Annotated in this window: 14 protein-coding genes; 8 read left to right on the plus strand and 6 right to left on the minus strand. The window is 59.5% G+C overall.

Features of this window, described 5'->3' with window-relative positions; translation table 11 throughout:
* Positions 1 to 44: 44 nt before the first annotated feature.
* Positions 45 to 515 (plus strand): acyl-CoA thioesterase, encoded by a 471-nt coding sequence (locus H0O22_RS08565; RefSeq protein WP_255439238.1) that lies wholly within the window; start codon positions 45 to 47, stop codon positions 513 to 515.
* Between the two features lie 100 nt (positions 516 to 615).
* On the opposite strand, the gene H0O22_RS08570 is transcribed toward H0O22_RS08565, so the two are convergent.
* The 4 genes from H0O22_RS08570 to H0O22_RS08585 form a co-directional block, all read right to left on the minus strand.
* On the minus strand, positions 616 to 939 hold the full coding sequence (locus H0O22_RS08570; RefSeq protein WP_370521422.1) for a DUF2656 family protein: 324 nt from the start codon (positions 937 to 939) through the stop codon (positions 616 to 618).
* A gap of 402 nt (positions 940 to 1,341) precedes the next feature.
* Positions 1,342 to 1,575, minus strand: coding sequence for a hypothetical protein (locus H0O22_RS08575; protein ID WP_185186269.1), 234 nt, complete (start codon positions 1,573 to 1,575; stop codon positions 1,342 to 1,344).
* A 17-nt stretch (positions 1,576 to 1,592) separates the two neighbouring features.
* Positions 1,593 to 2,246 (minus strand): TVP38/TMEM64 family protein, encoded by a 654-nt coding sequence (locus H0O22_RS08580; RefSeq protein ID WP_255439239.1) that lies wholly within the window; start codon positions 2,244 to 2,246, stop codon positions 1,593 to 1,595.
* 745 nt (positions 2,247 to 2,991) lie between these two features.
* A complete protein-coding gene (locus H0O22_RS08585; RefSeq protein WP_185186270.1) occupies positions 2,992 to 3,219 on the minus strand; it encodes a hypothetical protein in 228 nt (75 codons plus the stop codon).
* A 616-nt stretch (positions 3,220 to 3,835) separates the two neighbouring features.
* Between H0O22_RS08585 and H0O22_RS08590 the strand changes: the two genes are divergently transcribed.
* The 5 genes from H0O22_RS08590 (at position 3,836) to H0O22_RS08610 (ending at position 7,336) form a co-directional block, all read left to right on the plus strand.
* A complete protein-coding gene (locus tag H0O22_RS08590; protein ID WP_255439240.1) occupies positions 3,836 to 4,042 on the plus strand; it encodes a hypothetical protein in 207 nt (68 codons plus the stop codon).
* Between the two features lie 249 nt (positions 4,043 to 4,291).
* Complete coding sequence (locus H0O22_RS08595; RefSeq protein ID WP_255439241.1) at positions 4,292 to 5,227, plus strand: NAD-dependent epimerase/dehydratase family protein; 936 nt, start codon at positions 4,292 to 4,294, stop codon at positions 5,225 to 5,227.
* A 451-nt stretch (positions 5,228 to 5,678) separates the two neighbouring features.
* Complete coding sequence (gene prmC, locus H0O22_RS08600; protein WP_185186271.1) at positions 5,679 to 6,575, plus strand: peptide chain release factor N(5)-glutamine methyltransferase; 897 nt, start codon at positions 5,679 to 5,681, stop codon at positions 6,573 to 6,575.
* A 2-nt stretch (positions 6,576 to 6,577) separates the two neighbouring features.
* Positions 6,578 to 7,165 (plus strand): L-threonylcarbamoyladenylate synthase, encoded by a 588-nt coding sequence (locus tag H0O22_RS08605; RefSeq protein ID WP_185186272.1) that lies wholly within the window; start codon positions 6,578 to 6,580, stop codon positions 7,163 to 7,165.
* 6 nt (positions 7,166 to 7,171) lie between these two features.
* The gene (locus H0O22_RS08610) at positions 7,172 to 7,336 is read left to right on the plus strand and encodes a hypothetical protein (RefSeq protein ID WP_185186273.1); all 165 of its coding nucleotides are present in this window, start codon (positions 7,172 to 7,174) and stop codon (positions 7,334 to 7,336) included.
* Positions 7,337 to 7,442: 106 nt separating this feature from the next.
* On the opposite strand, the gene psaB is transcribed toward H0O22_RS08610, so the two are convergent.
* Positions 7,443 to 9,653 (minus strand): photosystem I core protein PsaB, encoded by a 2,211-nt coding sequence (gene psaB, locus H0O22_RS08615; protein WP_185186274.1) that lies wholly within the window; start codon positions 9,651 to 9,653, stop codon positions 7,443 to 7,445.
* A 19-nt stretch (positions 9,654 to 9,672) separates the two neighbouring features.
* Positions 9,673 to 11,976, minus strand: coding sequence for a photosystem I core protein PsaA (gene psaA, locus H0O22_RS08620; RefSeq protein WP_185186275.1), 2,304 nt, complete (start codon positions 11,974 to 11,976; stop codon positions 9,673 to 9,675).
* A 657-nt stretch (positions 11,977 to 12,633) separates the two neighbouring features.
* On the opposite strand from psaA, the gene H0O22_RS08625 reads away from it, so the two are divergent.
* Both H0O22_RS08625 and cobJ read left to right on the plus strand, forming a co-directional pair.
* Complete coding sequence (locus H0O22_RS08625; RefSeq protein ID WP_185186276.1) at positions 12,634 to 13,773, plus strand: hypothetical protein; 1,140 nt, start codon at positions 12,634 to 12,636, stop codon at positions 13,771 to 13,773.
* Positions 13,773 to 15,554: a precorrin-3B C(17)-methyltransferase gene (gene cobJ, locus H0O22_RS08630; RefSeq protein WP_185186277.1), complete on the plus strand. Its 1,782-nt coding sequence runs from the start codon at positions 13,773 to 13,775 to the stop codon at positions 15,552 to 15,554. Before H0O22_RS08625 ends, cobJ begins: the two co-directional genes overlap by 1 nt.
* The last annotated feature ends 1 nt before the right edge of the window (position 15,555 follow it).

Raw genomic sequence — 15,555 nt, forward strand, 5'->3', positions numbered from 1 at the left:
GCCTATGGCTGATTGGCCAGCAACCTCGACTTGTGCCCGAGACCGTGACGGAGCAGCAACATCAGCGCCCTTGGCAGATCGAGCGAGCGGTGCTGCCCCAACACACCGACCATGCCGGAGTGATGTGGCATGGCAGTTATCTGGCCTGGCTGGAGGAAGCCCGCGTGGAAGCCCTCCGCCGGGCGGGCCTGGCCTACAGCGACCTCTCCGAACGCGGCCTGGAACTGCCCGTCATTTCCCTAAAGATCGACTACCGGCAAGCCCTGCTGCACGGAGAGACCGTCCGGGTCGAGAGCTGGGTGCTGCCCCAAAAGGGGGTCAAGCTCCCTTGGCGCAGCGCCTTCCTCAAGGCCAATGGAAGCGTGGCCGCCGAAGCGCACGTGGAGCTGGTGCTCGTGGACCTAAGCCAAGGCCCCGGGCAAAGGCGACTGCTACGCAAAGCACCTGAGGACCTGCTGCAAGCGCTTGAGCACCTAAAGAAAGGTCCAAGGCAAGACTCAAAGGCCGCGCAGTAGTGCGGATGCATTAAGTCATCGAACGTGCGCAGGACCAATGTGCCAAACCAAATAGCTCAGACAAAAGCCCACCCCCTACCACCGGAGGATACAAATAGAGCTAACCCCAAACTTCAAAAACCCCATCAACGGGTCGTCCTTGCTTGAGGCCGTCCCAACTAATGGTCTTGAGGAAAGCGCCTGCGTCATAAGTTTCGACCACGTCGACGCCCCAGTAGCCCTCTTGGAGAGGTGATCCCGGCATGCATGGGTTGTCTTTGCGACCTCCCAATGCCAGAAGCTCATGGTCCGCACCATGTCCCAACATCCTTCGCATGGCACGCCATGCGCGGGGCAATTCCACGGCTAGAGCAATGGCATCAAGCTCCGAATCAATACGCACGAGCCAATGGGGTGATCTAGTGGTTCTGCTGTTTTGATGCACTGGCTGCTCGCTTGCAATGTCTCAGCAAACACTGCTGGAGCGAGACTTGGTACGGCCTGGGCATGAACCTGCAAATTGTGGGAGATAACAAAGCAGGTCGTGACATGGGTGAGGCTTTAAGGACCTTAAAGCTTGATGCGGGCGTTCGCGATGTAAGGACATTTTCATAGACATCAATTACCGACCAACCCTTATCTAGAAATATTTTCCAAGATCTCCCAGCCATACCTTGGTTTCTGCAACAATCCAAACGCACACAAGAATTGCGGGCAAGACGCCATGAACACATCGCACGGATTCTGTTAGTCATCTCCCTTGACTGAAGCAAGATTGCAACTTCGCATTGCAGGCAGGGCGCCGACGCGTTATAGTCTTATGGACTATTCTACTCCAGAAGACCCCTCATTCAGAGCGTCGAATCAGCTCGGCAAGCATCTCGAGTTTCGAATTTTCAGATTGAGAGGCACGAGTTGCCATCCACGCTCGCGCAGCCTTCTGCTGTGCCAACTGCTGAACAAGCAAAAGCGCTATCTCACGCAACTCATCGAAATCTCTACAATCATTAATTAGGCGAACGAACTTCTCAGTCTCAAAAGACATTTCTAGGGACTGTTTGATAGGATCCATCGAAGCCATGATCAAGTGTTCGGGTTCTATTTTCGGTTCAGCAACGAAAAACGGCGTCGAACCGTGGACTGGATCAACGCTAAGACAAACACACCTACAACCGCGGCGACCAAGGTCGACTTTCCACTGTCGAAAATGCCAGCGCCAAGAGCCACAATCGGCAGGTCACTCATGAAGACACTCAAAAATAAAGCCGGCAGGAAACGCTTTAGCGGCGTACCTGCGATACCCAAGCCATAACTCACGAAATCAAAAAAACCGGTCATCAAAAGACCGGTCATCAAAAAGAAATTGGACTCAACCTTGGAGCCACTGAAACGCTCCACAACAGACATAGCTTTGCCACCAACTAGCCGACGCACGGGGCCCCTTCCAAACTGACGAGCCAAACAGAATGCTAGGGAGCAGGCAAGTATGTCAGTGAATACAATCGTCAAAAAGCCGGTCTTAAAACCCAGTAGAGCACCGGCGGCAAGAGAATAAGCGGTGCTCGGCAAAGCTGGCAGAACAATGCTGACTCCGCGCAACAGCATGATCCCGATAGGAGCCCAAACGCCCATAGCACCAAGTGACTGCCGAATTTGAGGCATGACATGGGCCTGGGCCAAAAGAGTCAAGCCAATAAACCCGAGGAGCCCCAATAAGACCAGAAGCACTCTGCGAAAGAACGGGGAAACCAAGACTCCACTGGGCAACAGAAGCTATCATCCTTCCACAACAGCTCCGTCAAAACAAAACAGATACACTAAATTTATCCAAAAGACAGAAAACAGCTCAAGCAAGAGAGGCAGCCAGTGGCAACACAAGAACATCAAAACAGCAAAGATGCGCAACGTAAAACAAGATTAATAAATGCAAACTGCGGAAAATGGGAGAGCATCTTCATTCGCATCGGATCCAGTCGAGAGGAATGCGAACGCTTTCCATGCAACCTCAGCGTTAGCGAAGACAATGGCTTGATCGAAGCTCAACTGACATACCAGCAGTCTGGAAAGATTGCACGCTCCGCTTTTCGTGAAATTCCAGAATCGATGCAAATTGAAGCCGCTGGTCATTGGTCCCTCGGCCCCCAGTTTCTCACGCAAGAGTTCTGGACCACAGAGTTTTGCATCTGCAGACCACATGAGCGCCGAAGGGCAATAGTCCGACAACGCAGGAACTGGCTTGAATCAATGGTTGTGATCGTGGAATGGAGAGCAGGGCATGATCATGCAGCCTTTTCGGGTGATCTTCCACGCCCCATTTACCTCAGCGAATCCAGAGGCGAAACGACGTCTACCTTTGAAGTCATGGCTGACGGCGTATCACTTGGCTTAGAGCTCACGCTATTCAATACTCATAAACAGCAAGCAACTACCTGGACCTGGGACTCAGCATCTATCACACGGCTATACGGCATCGACAATCAACTCATACAGGAACAGGCTAGGACTCACCCTTCCTGAAGTTCCGCAAGATTTCAACGTCCTGCTCGGGGTCAATGCTTAGGTCCGTCAAAACCAACGCCTTACCAATCGTGTTGATGGCGTACTCAATGGCGGACAGGGACTTCGCCCCGGCAGGACTCCTTCGTCCAGCACGAATGACTTCTGGGGTCACGAATGCGGCAGCCTCATTGAACTGAGCCGCAATCTGGGCCAATTGCTCATCCATCATGCAGTAGGCAAGAGATCAACTCTGAGCATCTCATTCGCCGCACCGGTGCAGCAGTGTGCCAGGATGAGACTTGCGAGTCCAGCCCAAAGTCGTCGCGCATGAAATCGAGGCGGTTCAGGCTTGGAAGTGACGCAAGGAACGGAGCGCATCCGGCGATCACAGCACGGGCAATCGCGAGACTTCACCGCGTCGAGCGGAGTGAAATGATCACGACCTTCCTTCTGACGGGCGCCTGGTCATCAAGAGCCCAAGTCGGGCGGATGCCGTTGAAGCTAAACCGCTGGCAACAATTCAGCAATGACGGCAGAAGGATACTCATCAAAACTCTTCAAGACCAGGTGCCAAAGCCAGCCGGCGGAATGACGACGGACCCCATAAAACAGGAAACCGCCACCTTGGGCTCGATTATTAGGCGACTGAGAGGGCGAACAAAGAAGGATCCACTAACAGGCAAAAAAAGAGCCCCTGCTGGGGCTCGACGCATTTCTCTTGAAGGAACCTAAAGAAAACAATGCGGGCGATCAAGCGAGATTAAGCAATTCGACCGATCGCATAAGCTCAACTTATAGCCCAGAGGGGCAAGCCCTCTCGAGAAGATGTGATTATAAGGCAAGTGAAGACCGCCAAGAAAGTGGACCAAGCCTGGAAGGAGAGCGAGCAAATACGGCTCGAGAAGGTTCTGGCAATCGCCATAACTAGTCAGAACAAAGACATGGAAGCAAACATCAAACGCGAAATAGGAGCCCTCCAGCGAGAAGAACCATCGCCACTCATCGAGGAATACCTCAACGAATACGGTGAAGTTAGGGACGATCTGTAGCGGGAATGCAGTAAAGACGAATTAAGGCAGGAACTCATCCAACTCTGCCAATGGATCCGGCTGCCCCTCAGCAATTGCTCTAGCTCGGGCGTAAAACCAGCCACCCGAGGAAGTAGATCGTTCCAAACAAGCAGCGATCTTGAGCCAGTTCTCACGCGATGCGGAATCCATCAAAAAACCCAACCCTCCAAAAGATCGCTGGCCCAATGCTGCAGTGCGAGCTCCGCAAGGTTCGGATCCCCACATCTGATGACAGCGCCACAGCACGAGCGGTCGGTCTGTATAGTTTTATTAAGCTGCGCTGTTGTGGTGCTCAAGCGCTTTGGTGTTATTGGCTGCGGCTACGTGGGTTCGGCAGTATCCAGGCGGCTCCACAGGGCCGGATACGACGTCGTAGCGACAGTCCGAGATCAGTTGCGTTTCCCGCTCGTTGAGGCCCTGGGTGCAACGCCAGCGCTACTGGATCTTGCCTCCGAACAAGCAGATTTCCGCTTCCTTGAAAAGCTAGATGGCTTACTGATCAGCGTTGCCCCCACCCGGCAAGACGACAACTACGAAGATGTCTATGCCAAAGGAATCGGCAACCTTGTTCAAGCTTTAAAGATATCCTCTAATACCCGGCCTCTTCACATCACTTACATCAGCACTGTCGGAGTCTTCGGGGACCAAGGCGGGAACAGGGTGCACGAAGGATCACCACTTGACCTCAGCCATCCAATAAACCGTCTACTTATCAATGCTGAGCAGGAGATACTTGGGCTGCAGGGAGACAACAGAGATGTCTGCGTACTGCGCTTGGGAGGCATTTATGGACCTGGCCGGGACATGGTTGCCCTAGTCCAACAAGCCGCTGGGCGCAACATCTCTCGAGATGGTGACCATATTCCCGCCTGGACTCACCTCGAGGACATTACTCGAGGCGTAGAATTTGCCAGGAGGGACAACCTAAAAGGGACTTTCAACCTTGTCGACGATATGAGCCTAAGCCGCAGGCAATTGGCCAACATAATTTGTGAGCGCAGGGGACTTCCCCCAGTGATATGGCGCGGTGCACCCAATGGGGCCCGTGTAGTAAACGCGTCGGTTTCAAATACCAAGATCAAGCACCACGGGTTCACATTTCACTCCCCATCCATGCTGGGTTTATCAACACTCAGCAGCGAGAGAGTCAACAGCCAAGCCTGATCTGAGTTCAACTCAACAAAAAGAAATCAGTTTGTCAATAATATACCATTGCAACATTACAACAGTTACATCAATTAAATTCTCTCAAAGCGTTGATTGCGCGCCTGCGCACAACCGATAAGGATGCCGAAAGAATCGCTGAATTTAGCGATTTTCTATTAGCGCAGAACTTGAGGTCTTAAATATTGCTTAGCACAGTTAGCAATGAATCCTCCACTCCTTCTTAAGTCACATGAATCCATTAAAGAGTAGTAGTTTTCTCTCAATAGAAGGACGTTTTAGATCGTGAAGTCTGAGTCGGGTTTGAGCTACTCGAGCTGGTTGGTCAAATCCGTGGGACAACGCGCTAGTTACCTAAATCAACGGCTGCTGGAGCTGGCGAGACTGGTGCGCAGCACTCGAGGTCTGTGGTGGCATCCCAGCTGTGTGAAGAGTTCATAGGCTAAGGAACATGAAGGAGTCGGTCACAGCCAAAACCCTGCTGAGCTGGCGCCAGACCATGCTTAACGAGGGCGGAGGGGCCAACGAGCTGGACTGGTTACTGGACCTCAAAGGGGGGGTGCGCCGGCAGCAGTTGCAGGCCTTGCGGCTCCATCCCGAATCGACGCTGACGCTCGAGCACGGGCTCGAAACGCTTGAGGAGCTCTGGCGGCGCCATCTGCGCCAGCAGATTCCACTGCAATACCTGGTCGGCCTCTGCCCCTGGCGCGATCTCGAACTCAAGGTGGCCCCGGGGGTCTTGATTCCCCGCCAAGAAACCGAACTGCTCGTTGATCTCGCCGTGGGGTGCTTCAGCGGCGAAGACCGCCAAGGCGATCTGCACTGGGCCGACCTGGGAACGGGATCCGGGTGCATTGCGATCGGATTGGCCAAGGCGCTGCCGGGTAGCCAGGGCGTGGCCGTGGACCAATCCCGCGAGGCCCTGACTCAGGCGAAGGCGAACGCTGAAGCGCTCCTGGGGAAAGGAGTTCTGGCCTTCGCGCAAGGGGACTGGTGGGAGGCGATCCCAGACCGGTGGGGAAAACTCGATCTGGTGGTCAGCAACCCGCCCTACATCCCAGCTGCAATCTGGGCGGATCTTGAACCGGTGGTGCGCGATCACGAACCGGAACTCGCCCTCAATGGGGGTGGCGATGGCTTGGATGCCATTCGAGCCATTGCCGGCGGAGCCTGCGCAGCCCTAAAGCCAGGCGGTTGGCTAGTGCTGGAGCACCACTATGACCAGAGCAAGACGGTGCTTGAACTGTTGGACCGTGCCGGCCTCGTCAATGAACAAGCCCACACCGACCTGGAGGGTGTCCAACGGTTCGCCATTGCACAGCGGCCCAAGAAAACGGAGAAGGACTAGCCGTGGGCCAGAGCCTCGAGGCGACAGCATTTGCGGCGGCACTCCAACAGGGCCAGGCCGGCGTCTTCCCCACCGACACCCTGCCGGCGCTGGCGACAACACCGGAGCATGCCGCTCTGCTCTGGCAGATCAAACAACGCCCGCAGAACAAGCCCGTGATCCTGATGGGCGCGGACGGCGAGCAGCTCTTCAGCAGCTTGAAGCTGCAACCCGAGCCAAGCTGGCTGGAGCTGATGGAGCGGCACTGGCCCGGTGCTTTGACCCTGGTCGTTCCGGCCGCAGGCCCGCAGCTCGAGCTGCTTAACCCCGGTGGGTCAGCGTTGGGCCTGCGGGTACCGGCCTGCGAGCAAGCGCGGGCACTTCTGCGGATCAGCGGCCCCTTGGCCACCACCAGCGCCAATCGCTCCGGGGAGGAACCCTGCAAGAACGCAAAAGACGTGGAGCGGACGTTCCCTGAACTCAACCGACTGGCCCCCGAACCATGGCCAAGGCCCTCCGGTCAGGCCAGCACCGTGATTGCCCTAGAGCCGGGGGGCGGATGGCGCCTGCTCCGCGCTGGTGCTGTGATGCCGAAAGAGCGCTTGAACTAACCGGCGATGGCTTGGTTGCCCCTGCTCCTGGTGATCCTGCTGAGCCTGCACGAATGGTTGTTCCAGCCCCTGCTGGTCATCAGCGCGACGCTGTTTGAGCTGCGGCCGCTGCCCTGGCTGCTGCTCGCTGGTCTGGCCTGGTTGATGGCGGGGAAACCGGGGAAGCGTTAGGCCCGGACTTCTCGCACTCTGATCCGGCATAAAAAAAGCCCCCGGCTGAGCCGGGGGCGCTTGGTCGTCCCTCAAGGGGAGCAAGTCAGGAGCTGATCAAGAGAGATCAGCCGAACTTGCCAGAGGTGGAGGCGATCAAGAAGGCGGCGTAGGTCACGAAGTAGCCCACGGTGAAGTGAGCCAGACCAACCACACGGGCCTGAACGATCGAGAGAGCGACGGGCTTGTCGCGCCAGCCCACCAGGTTGGCGAGCGGGGTGCGCTGGTGAGCCCAGACGATGGTCTCGATCAGTTCCTGCCAGTAACCGCGCCAGGAGATCAGGAACATGAAGCCGGTGGCCCAGATCAGGTGACCGAACAGGAACATCCAAGCCCAGACGGCGAGGTTGTTGCTGCCGAACGGGTTGTAACCGTTGATCAGCTGAGAGGAGTTGAGCCACAGGTAGTCGCGGAACCAGCCCATCAGATAGGTGCTGGATTCGTTGAACTGAGCCACGTTGCCCTGCCAGATGGCGAGGTGCTTCCAGTGCCAGTAGAAGGTGAGCCAGCCCACGGTGTTCAGGGCCCAGAAGACAGCCAGATAGAAGGCGTCCCAGGCACTGATGTCGCAGGTACCGCCACGACCGGGGCCGTCGCAGGGGAAGGAGTAGCCGAAGTCCTTCTTGTCGGGCATCAGCTTGGAACCACGGGCATCCAGAGCACCCTTGACCAGGATCAGGGTGGTGGTGTGCAGACCCAGGGCGATGGCGTGGTGCACCAGGAAGTCGCCAGGGCCGATCTGCAGGAACAGATCGTTGCCACCGTCGTTGATGGCGTTCATCCAACCACCCATGTAGGCGGCGCTGGCGCTGCTAGCGGCGCTACCGGCGTTGGAGAGGAGCACGTCGAAGCCGTACATGGCCTTACCAGAGGCGGCCTGCACGAACTGTGCGAAGACGGGCTCAACCAGGATCTGCTTCTCAGGGGTACCGAAGGCCACAACCACGTCGTTGTGGACGTAGAGGCCGAGGGTGTGGAAACCGAGGAACAGGGAGACCCAGCTCAGGTGGCTGATGATCGCTTCTTTGTGCTCGAGCATCCGAGCAAGAACGTTGTTCTTGTTGGCCTCGGGGTCGTAGTCACGGATGAAGAAGATCGCACCGTGAGCGAAGGCACCGCACATCAGGAAGATGGCGATGTACTGGTGGTGGGTGTAGAGGGCAGCCTGAGTCGTGTAGTCCTTCGCGATGAACGCGTAGGACGGCATCGAATACATGTGCTGCGCCACCAGGCTGGTCACAACGCCCAGGGAAGCCAGGGCCAGACCGAGCTGGAAGTGGAGCGAGTTGTTGATGGTGTCGTAAAGACCCTTGTGGCCAGCGCCCAGGTCACCGGGGGTGCCGTTGGGCGGGTTGTGGGCTTCGAGGATCTCGCGGATCGAGTGACCGATACCGAAGTTGGTCCGGTACATGTGACCGGCGATCACGAACAGACAGCCAATCGCCAGGTGGTGATGGGCAATGTCAGTCAGCCAGAGGGCCTCACTTTGGGGGTGGAAACCACCCAGGAAGGTGAGGATCGCGGTGCCAGCGCCTTCTGAGGTACCAAACACCTGGTAGGCGGTGTCGGGGTTCTGGGCGTAAACGCCCCAGTTACCAGTGAAGAAGGGAGCCAGGCCTGCCGGGTGAGGCAGCACGTTCAGGAAGTTGTCCCAACCCACGTGTTGACCACGGGATTCGGGAATGGCCACGTGAACCAGGTGACCGGCCCAAGCGATGGAGCTGAAGCCGAACAGCACCGCGAGGTGGTGGTTCAGGCGGGACTCAGCGTTCTTGAACCAGGCCAGGGAAGGCCGGAACTTGGGTTGGAGGTGCAGCCAGCCAGCGAACAGGGCCCAAGCCGACAGGATCATCATGAAGATGGAACCCTGGTACAGCTCGGCGTTGGTGCGCATGCCGATGGTGTACCACCAGTGGTACACGCCGGAGTACGCAATGTTCACCGGGGAGGAGGCACCTGCCTGGGTGAAGGCAGTGATGGCGCCTTGGCCGAAGTGGGGATCCCAGATCGCGTGAGCGATGGGACGGACATGCAGAGGATCGGCGACCCACTGCTCGAAGTTGCCCTGCCAGGCGACGTGGAACAGGTTGCCCGAAACCCAGAGGCCGATGATCGCGAGGTGACCGAAATGGGTGGAGAAAAGCTTTTGGTAAAGCTTTTCCTCCGTCATTCCGTCATGGCTCTCGAAGTCGTGAGCCGTGGCGATCCCGTACCAAATACGACGGGTTGTCGGGTCCTGTGCCAGACCCTGGCTGAACGAAGGAAATTTCGTTGCCATTGGGAAAGGTCAGGAGAGGTCAGCCGACCGCAATGATGCGGGCCAGGAAGAACGACCAGGTGGTCGCGATGCCGCCCAGCAGATAGTGGGCAACACCAACGGCACGGCCCTGGGTGATGGAGAGCGCCCGCGGCTGAATGGCGGGAGCAACCTTCAGCTTGTTGTGAGCCCAGACGATGGACTCAATCAGCTCTTGCCAGTAGCCGCGGCCACTGAACAGGAACATCAAGCTGAACGCCCAAACGAAATGGGCACCCAGGAACATCAGGCCATAGGCACTGGTGGCAGAGCCATAGCTGTTGATCACCTGTGCGGCCTGAGCCCACAGGAAGTCACGCAGCCAGCCATTGATGGTCAGTGCGCTATTGGCAAAGTTGCCATTAGTGATGTGGGAGACAGAGCCGTCAGCGTTGACGGTGCCCCACACGTCGCTCTGCATCTTCCAGGAGAAGTGGAAGATGACGATCGACAGGGAGTTGTACATCCAGAACAGGCCCAGGAACACGTGGTCCCAAGCCGACACCTGGCAGGTACCGCCACGGCCGGGGCCGTCGCAGGGGAAGCGGAAACCGAGGTTCGCCTTGTCGGGAACCAGGCGGCTGCTGCGGGCATAAAGCACACCCTTCAGCAGGATCAGCACCGTCACGTGAATCGTGAAGGCGTGGATGTGGTGGACCATGAAGTCGGCCGTTCCCAGGGGAATCGGACCGGCGGCCACCTTGCCGCCCACGGCAACCACAGAACCGTTGAACACTTCGCTCACGCCGGCGAGGGCGTTGGGAGCGGTGCTACCGGCTGCAGCAGCGTGCAGACCCTGGATCCACTGCGCGAAGACGGGCTTCAGAGCAATGGCGGAGTCGCTGAACATGTCCTGGGGACGGCCCAGGGCACGCATGGTGTCGTTGTGGATGTAGAGGCCGAAGCTGTGGAAGCCGAGCCAAATGCACACCCAGTTCAGGTGGCTGATCAGGGCATCGCGAGCCTTGAGCACCCGGTCGAGCACGTTGTCCACATGCTTGGCGGGGTCATAGTCGCGAATCATGGCGATGGCGGCGTGGGCGCCAGCACCAACGATCAGGAAGCCACCAATCCAGGTGTGGTGGGTGAAGATCGACAGCTGCGTGGGGTAGTCGATGCCGATGTAGGGGTACGCGGGCATCGCATACATGTGCTGAGCAACGATGATGCTCAGCGAGCCCAGCAGAGCCAGGTTCACGGCCAGCTGGGCGTGCCAGCTGGTGGTCATGAACTCATAGAGGCCGTCGTGACCTTTGGTCGCGGGGAACAGCAGGGGGTCGCCCTTCTGGCCCTCGAGGATCTCCTTGATGCTGTGGCCGATGCCCCAGTTGGTCCGGTACATGTGACCGGCAACGATGAAGAGCACGGCGATCGCCAGGTGGTGGTGAGCGATGTCGCTCATCCACATGCTGCCGGTCACAGGATTCAGTCCACCTTTAAAGGTGAGGAAATCGCTGTAAGCAGCCCAGTTGCCGGTGAAGAAGGCGTTGATACCAGCACCGAAACCGGGGAACAGCTGAGCCAGCAGGTCCTGGTTGAAGAACTCGTGGGGCAGGGGGATGTCCGCCACGGTGGCGATGGTCTTGCCATTGAGCGACAGGGGGCTGCCGGCATCGATGGCGTCCATCAGCGCGGTGGTGGGCAGAGACACATGGATCAGGTGACCCGCCCAGGACAGGGAACCCAGACCAAGCAGACCGGCCAGATGGTGGTTGAGCATCGACTCAACGTTCTGGAACCACTCGAGCTTGGGAGCTGCCTTGTGGTAGTGGAAGACGCCCGCATTGAGCATCAAACCGGCCATCACCAGAGCACCGATGGCCAGGGCCATGAGCTGGGTTTCAGTGGTGATGCCCCAGGCCCGCCACACATGGAAGAGGCCTGAAGTGATCTGGATGCCGTGGAAACCGGCACCCACATCGCCGTTAAGGATTTCTTGGCCGAAGACAGGCCAGACCACCTGCGCACTGGGTTTGACGTGCGTGGGGTCAGCGAGCCAGCCGGAGTAGTTGGAGAAGCGAGCACCGTGGAAGAAGGCGCCGCTCAGCCAAACAAAAATGACAGCCAGGTGACCGAAGTGGGCCGAAAAGATCTTCCGGCTGACCTCTTCGAGATCGCTGGTGTGGCTATCGAAGTCGTGAGCGTTGGCGTGGAGGTTCCAAACCCAGGTTGTGGTTTTGGGACCTTTGGCAAGGCTGCGATCGAAATGGCCGGGCTTACCGAACAGTTCGAAGGTGGCCGGGTTGTTCACCCGGTCGACCTGGGCCTTCGCCGTTTTCCCACGCTCTGGTGGGCTGATGGTCATCGAGAGGTTCCTCGAGGGACGGGGTCGAGGTGGAGGTCCACCCTTCTGGTCAAGCACATCGACGAATCGAGGAGCCGCCAGTGGAGCCACGGACGCAAACCAAGGGCTCGCGCCATGGGCGCCGGGCCAAGAAAACCCGCTCCGACCGAGGTCGAAACCGCTTTTCCTGTCTGGCGCGTTGGGCCCCAATAAGGGGACCGCTGGGGGAAGTATAAAAGCGGAATCCAAGCCTCTTGGGTGAGCAGTTACAAAGGTTCAACCCGGAACTGAGCCAGTCAGGGACTGAGTTCTCACGGGAGCAAAGAATCATCAACTTTTCTCAGATTGAACCCTTCTTGTTAAGCAAATCGGGGCATTTCAACCCTTCTATTTATCGAATTTGCTCTAGTCCTTCCAGTCAAATAGTCCGCAAACCTGCAGAATGTGTTCAGTCATTCGCCCAAACGAGTGGGGAGAGCCAAGCGCATGCGCCAATCGGCACTGAAGGCCATCTCGGCCCTGGTGCTTGGGGTCTTACTCATGGTCACCAGTGGCTGTACATCCAGCGCCAGTGCACGAGGGAGCCGAAACGAGGCCTCCCCAGTAGCCAGCTCAAAACCAAGTGGACAGCTGCAGGAAGTTGCCCCGCCAGGAGCAGTCCAGGAACTCAAGGAAAGGTTGAACGACCGGGCCCCACAGATCGACGTCTTGGCACCCGCAAATGACAGCACCCTCCCGGCCGGGCCCTGGACGCTGAAGCTCAAGGTTCAGGACTGGCCCCTCTATGCCGACGAGAGCAATGGGATCGGCCCCCACCTCGTCCTCCAGCTGGATGATCAGCCGCCCCGACGCATCAGCAGCAGCGCCGAGGCGGAATCCATCGCCATGCCCGAGCTCAGTCCTGGCAGCCATCGCCTGACGGTCTTCGCCGCCCGGCCTTGGGGAGAGGTCGTGAAAGCACCCGGTGCCAGCCAGCAATTGCGCTTGCACCGGGTCGCCCGCAACCCCTCTGAACTCCCAAGCTCCGGTTCACCGCAACTGATTGCGGCCAGTCCCTCGGACCTCCAGCACAGCGAACCCGTCCTGATCGACTGGCTCCTGATCGACGCACCGCTCCAGCACCTGCGGGATGACGACGCCCGTTGGCGTCTGCGGGTCAGCGTCAATGGGGACAGCTTCCTCGTGGATCGGCAGACCCCCCTCTGGCTCAAGGGCCTCAAGCGAGGCAGCAATGCCGTTCAGCTGGAGCTGCTGGATGGCCGGGGAGACCCCTTAAATCTTCCCTTTAACAGCGTTGTTCGCGAGGTCGTCATCGACACCAGCCCCAGGCCCAGCTGGCAGCAGAGCCATCTGAACGCCGAGAGCCTGGCCGCCCTCAGTGGCACCCCAATCCCTGAGCCCGAACACGAGCCGGCAGTGCTCGACGAGGAGGTCGTCCCGGAGCCGGCCCCGCCGGAGCCAGTGGAACCACAAGCGAGCGAACCCGAACCTCAAACCGCACCGATGGCTCCAGCCCTTGAGGTCCCATCCGAGGCCGCCCAGCCAGCACCCAGCCCGGAGAAGAGCGAAGAGCCTCAACCCGCCGCCGCAGTGCCGGTTGCTGAGCCTGAGCCCGTCCCCGCGCCCACTCCAGAACCCGCACCACAGCCAGCCCCCGTGGCGGTGCCAGCTCCGGCGGCCAGTGCCAGCCCGGACGAGCGCCTGGCTCCCAGCAGTCGCCTGGGGGGATCGGCCCGTGACTTGGTCAGCAGCGATGGCTCCTTGATCGAAGCCCAGCCCAAGGGCCCCTTCGCCGGCCTGAAGGCGAAGCTGGGTTGATGAACGAGAACCTGATTTGGGGTTTCAGCCTCAGCGTCAGCGGCCTCCCGCTGCTGCGACGCCTCTTGCAATCAGGTGACATCGACCGTCTGGCTAGCCCGGCCGAAGGAAGTCATTGGGGCCGGGGAGAGCTGCAGACCCTGCTGGAGGCCAACTGGAGCGCGAGTCGTGCCTTTGTGGCCGTCGGGGCCTGCGGGGCCATCACCCGACTGATCAGCCCTCAGCTCAAGGACAAAGCCAATGACCCAGCCGTCGTTGTCCTCGATCCCCACGGGCGCTTTGCGATTCCCCTCCTGGGGGGCCACGGAGCCGGTGGTGAGGCCCTCGCCCAAAGCCTGGCGGCCCGCTGCGAGGGTGAGGCAGTGATCACGGGAGCCGCCCACGGCGAAGGCCGGGTCGCCCTGGACAGCTTTGGTCAGGCCTGGGGCTGGAGACGCAACGGAGGCCCCTGGGACAGCCTGATGAAGGCAGCGGCCCGCGGCGAAGCGCTGACCAGCCGACACCTGGAGGGCAATCCCCATTGGCGAGAGCTGCCGGGCCTCGCCCCAGGGCAAGAGGACTCCGATCCAGGACTCTCGGTGGGCATTCGCGCGGATCAGGGCTGCCGCTGGCACCCCCCCAGCGTCTGGCTGGGCATGGGCTGCGAGCGCAACACCAGCTTGAGCCTGCTCGAGCGCTGCTGCGACAGCCTGATCGCACGACACCAGATCGCACCGGAGGCGATCGCCGGCTTGGCCAGTGCCGATCGCAAGGCCGATGAACCAGCGCTGCTGGAGCTGGCTGAACATCGCGGCTGGCCCCTGCGCTGCTTCAGCGCGGAACGCCTGGCACCGGTCGCGGTGCCCAATCCATCGGCGGTGGTTGCCGCGGAACTGGGGACGGCCAGCGTGGCGGAAGCCTCAGCCCTGCTCGCGGCCGGCCCCGAGGCGACGCTGCTGGCCGAGAAACAGATCACCCGCGCCGAAGCCGGGGAACAAGGGGCCGCGACCGCCGCTCTGGCCCTGGCCGCCAGCCAGTGGGCACCCCATCGCGGCCATCTCCATCTGATTGGCAGTGGTCCTGGACGACTGGACCTCCTCACTCCAGACGCCAAAGCAGCCCTTAGCCAAAGCTGCATCTGGGTTGGTTATGGCCTCTATCTCGATTTGCTGGAACCGCTGCGCCGGCCGGATCAACTGCGCAGTGATGGTCAACTCACGCAGGAACGCGAGCGCTGCAAGGAAGCGCTGCGACTGGCCTGCGAAGGCCAGACCGTGTCCCTGATCTCCTCCGGTGACAGCGGCATCTACGGCATGGCAGGCCTGGCCCTGGAGCTGTGGCTCGAACTGGATCCAGGCGATCGCCCCAGCTTCGACGTGCACCCCGGCCTCTCCGCCCTCCAGGTCGCCGCGGCCCGGGCAGGGGCACCCTTGATGCACGACTTCTGCACCATCAGCCTGAGCGACCGGCTGACGCCCTGGGAGGTCATCGAAAAGCGCCTCGAGGCCGCGGCCGCAGGGGACTTTGTCGTGGCCCTCTACAACCCCCGCTCCAAGGGACGAGATTGGCAGCTGGAGCGGGCTCAACAGCTCCTTCTCAGCGGCAGACCCGAGAACACCCCAGTCGTTCTGGCTCGCCAACTGGGCCGCCCCGAGGAGCAGGTCAGCCTGCACGTGCTGGGCAGCCTCCCCATCGAGGATGTGGACATGCTCACCCTCGTGCTGGTGGGCAACAGCAGCAGCCGCGCGGAATCTGGCCGGATGGTCACCCCGCGGGGGTATCCAGGCGCTGAGCTGCAATAAG

The sequence above is a fragment of the Synechococcus sp. LTW-R genome (assembly GCF_014217875.1).
GTDB lineage: Bacteria > Cyanobacteriota > Cyanobacteriia > PCC-6307 > Cyanobiaceae > Vulcanococcus.

What these genes read in the sequence shown, in the direction of transcription:
- cobJ (WP_185186277.1), top strand. Translation starts at nt 13,773, where the DNA reads ATGAACGAGAACCTGATTTGGGGTTTCAGCCTCAGCGTCAGCGGCCTC.
- psaB (WP_185186274.1), bottom strand. Translation starts at nt 9,653, where the DNA reads ATGGCAACGAAATTTCCTTCGTTCAGCCAGGGTCTGGCACAGGACCCG.
- H0O22_RS08585 (WP_185186270.1), bottom strand. Translation starts at nt 3,219, where the DNA reads ATGGATGAGCAATTGGCCCAGATTGCGGCTCAGTTCAATGAGGCTGCC.
- H0O22_RS08595 (WP_255439241.1), top strand. Translation starts at nt 4,292, where the DNA reads ATGACAGCGCCACAGCACGAGCGGTCGGTCTGTATAGTTTTATTAAGC.
- H0O22_RS08610 (WP_185186273.1), top strand. Translation starts at nt 7,172, where the DNA reads ATGGCTTGGTTGCCCCTGCTCCTGGTGATCCTGCTGAGCCTGCACGAA.
- H0O22_RS08575 (WP_185186269.1), bottom strand. Translation starts at nt 1,575, where the DNA reads ATGGCTTCGATGGATCCTATCAAACAGTCCCTAGAAATGTCTTTTGAG.
- psaA (WP_185186275.1), bottom strand. Translation starts at nt 11,976, where the DNA reads ATGACCATCAGCCCACCAGAGCGTGGGAAAACGGCGAAGGCCCAGGTC.
- prmC (WP_185186271.1), top strand. Translation starts at nt 5,679, where the DNA reads ATGAAGGAGTCGGTCACAGCCAAAACCCTGCTGAGCTGGCGCCAGACC.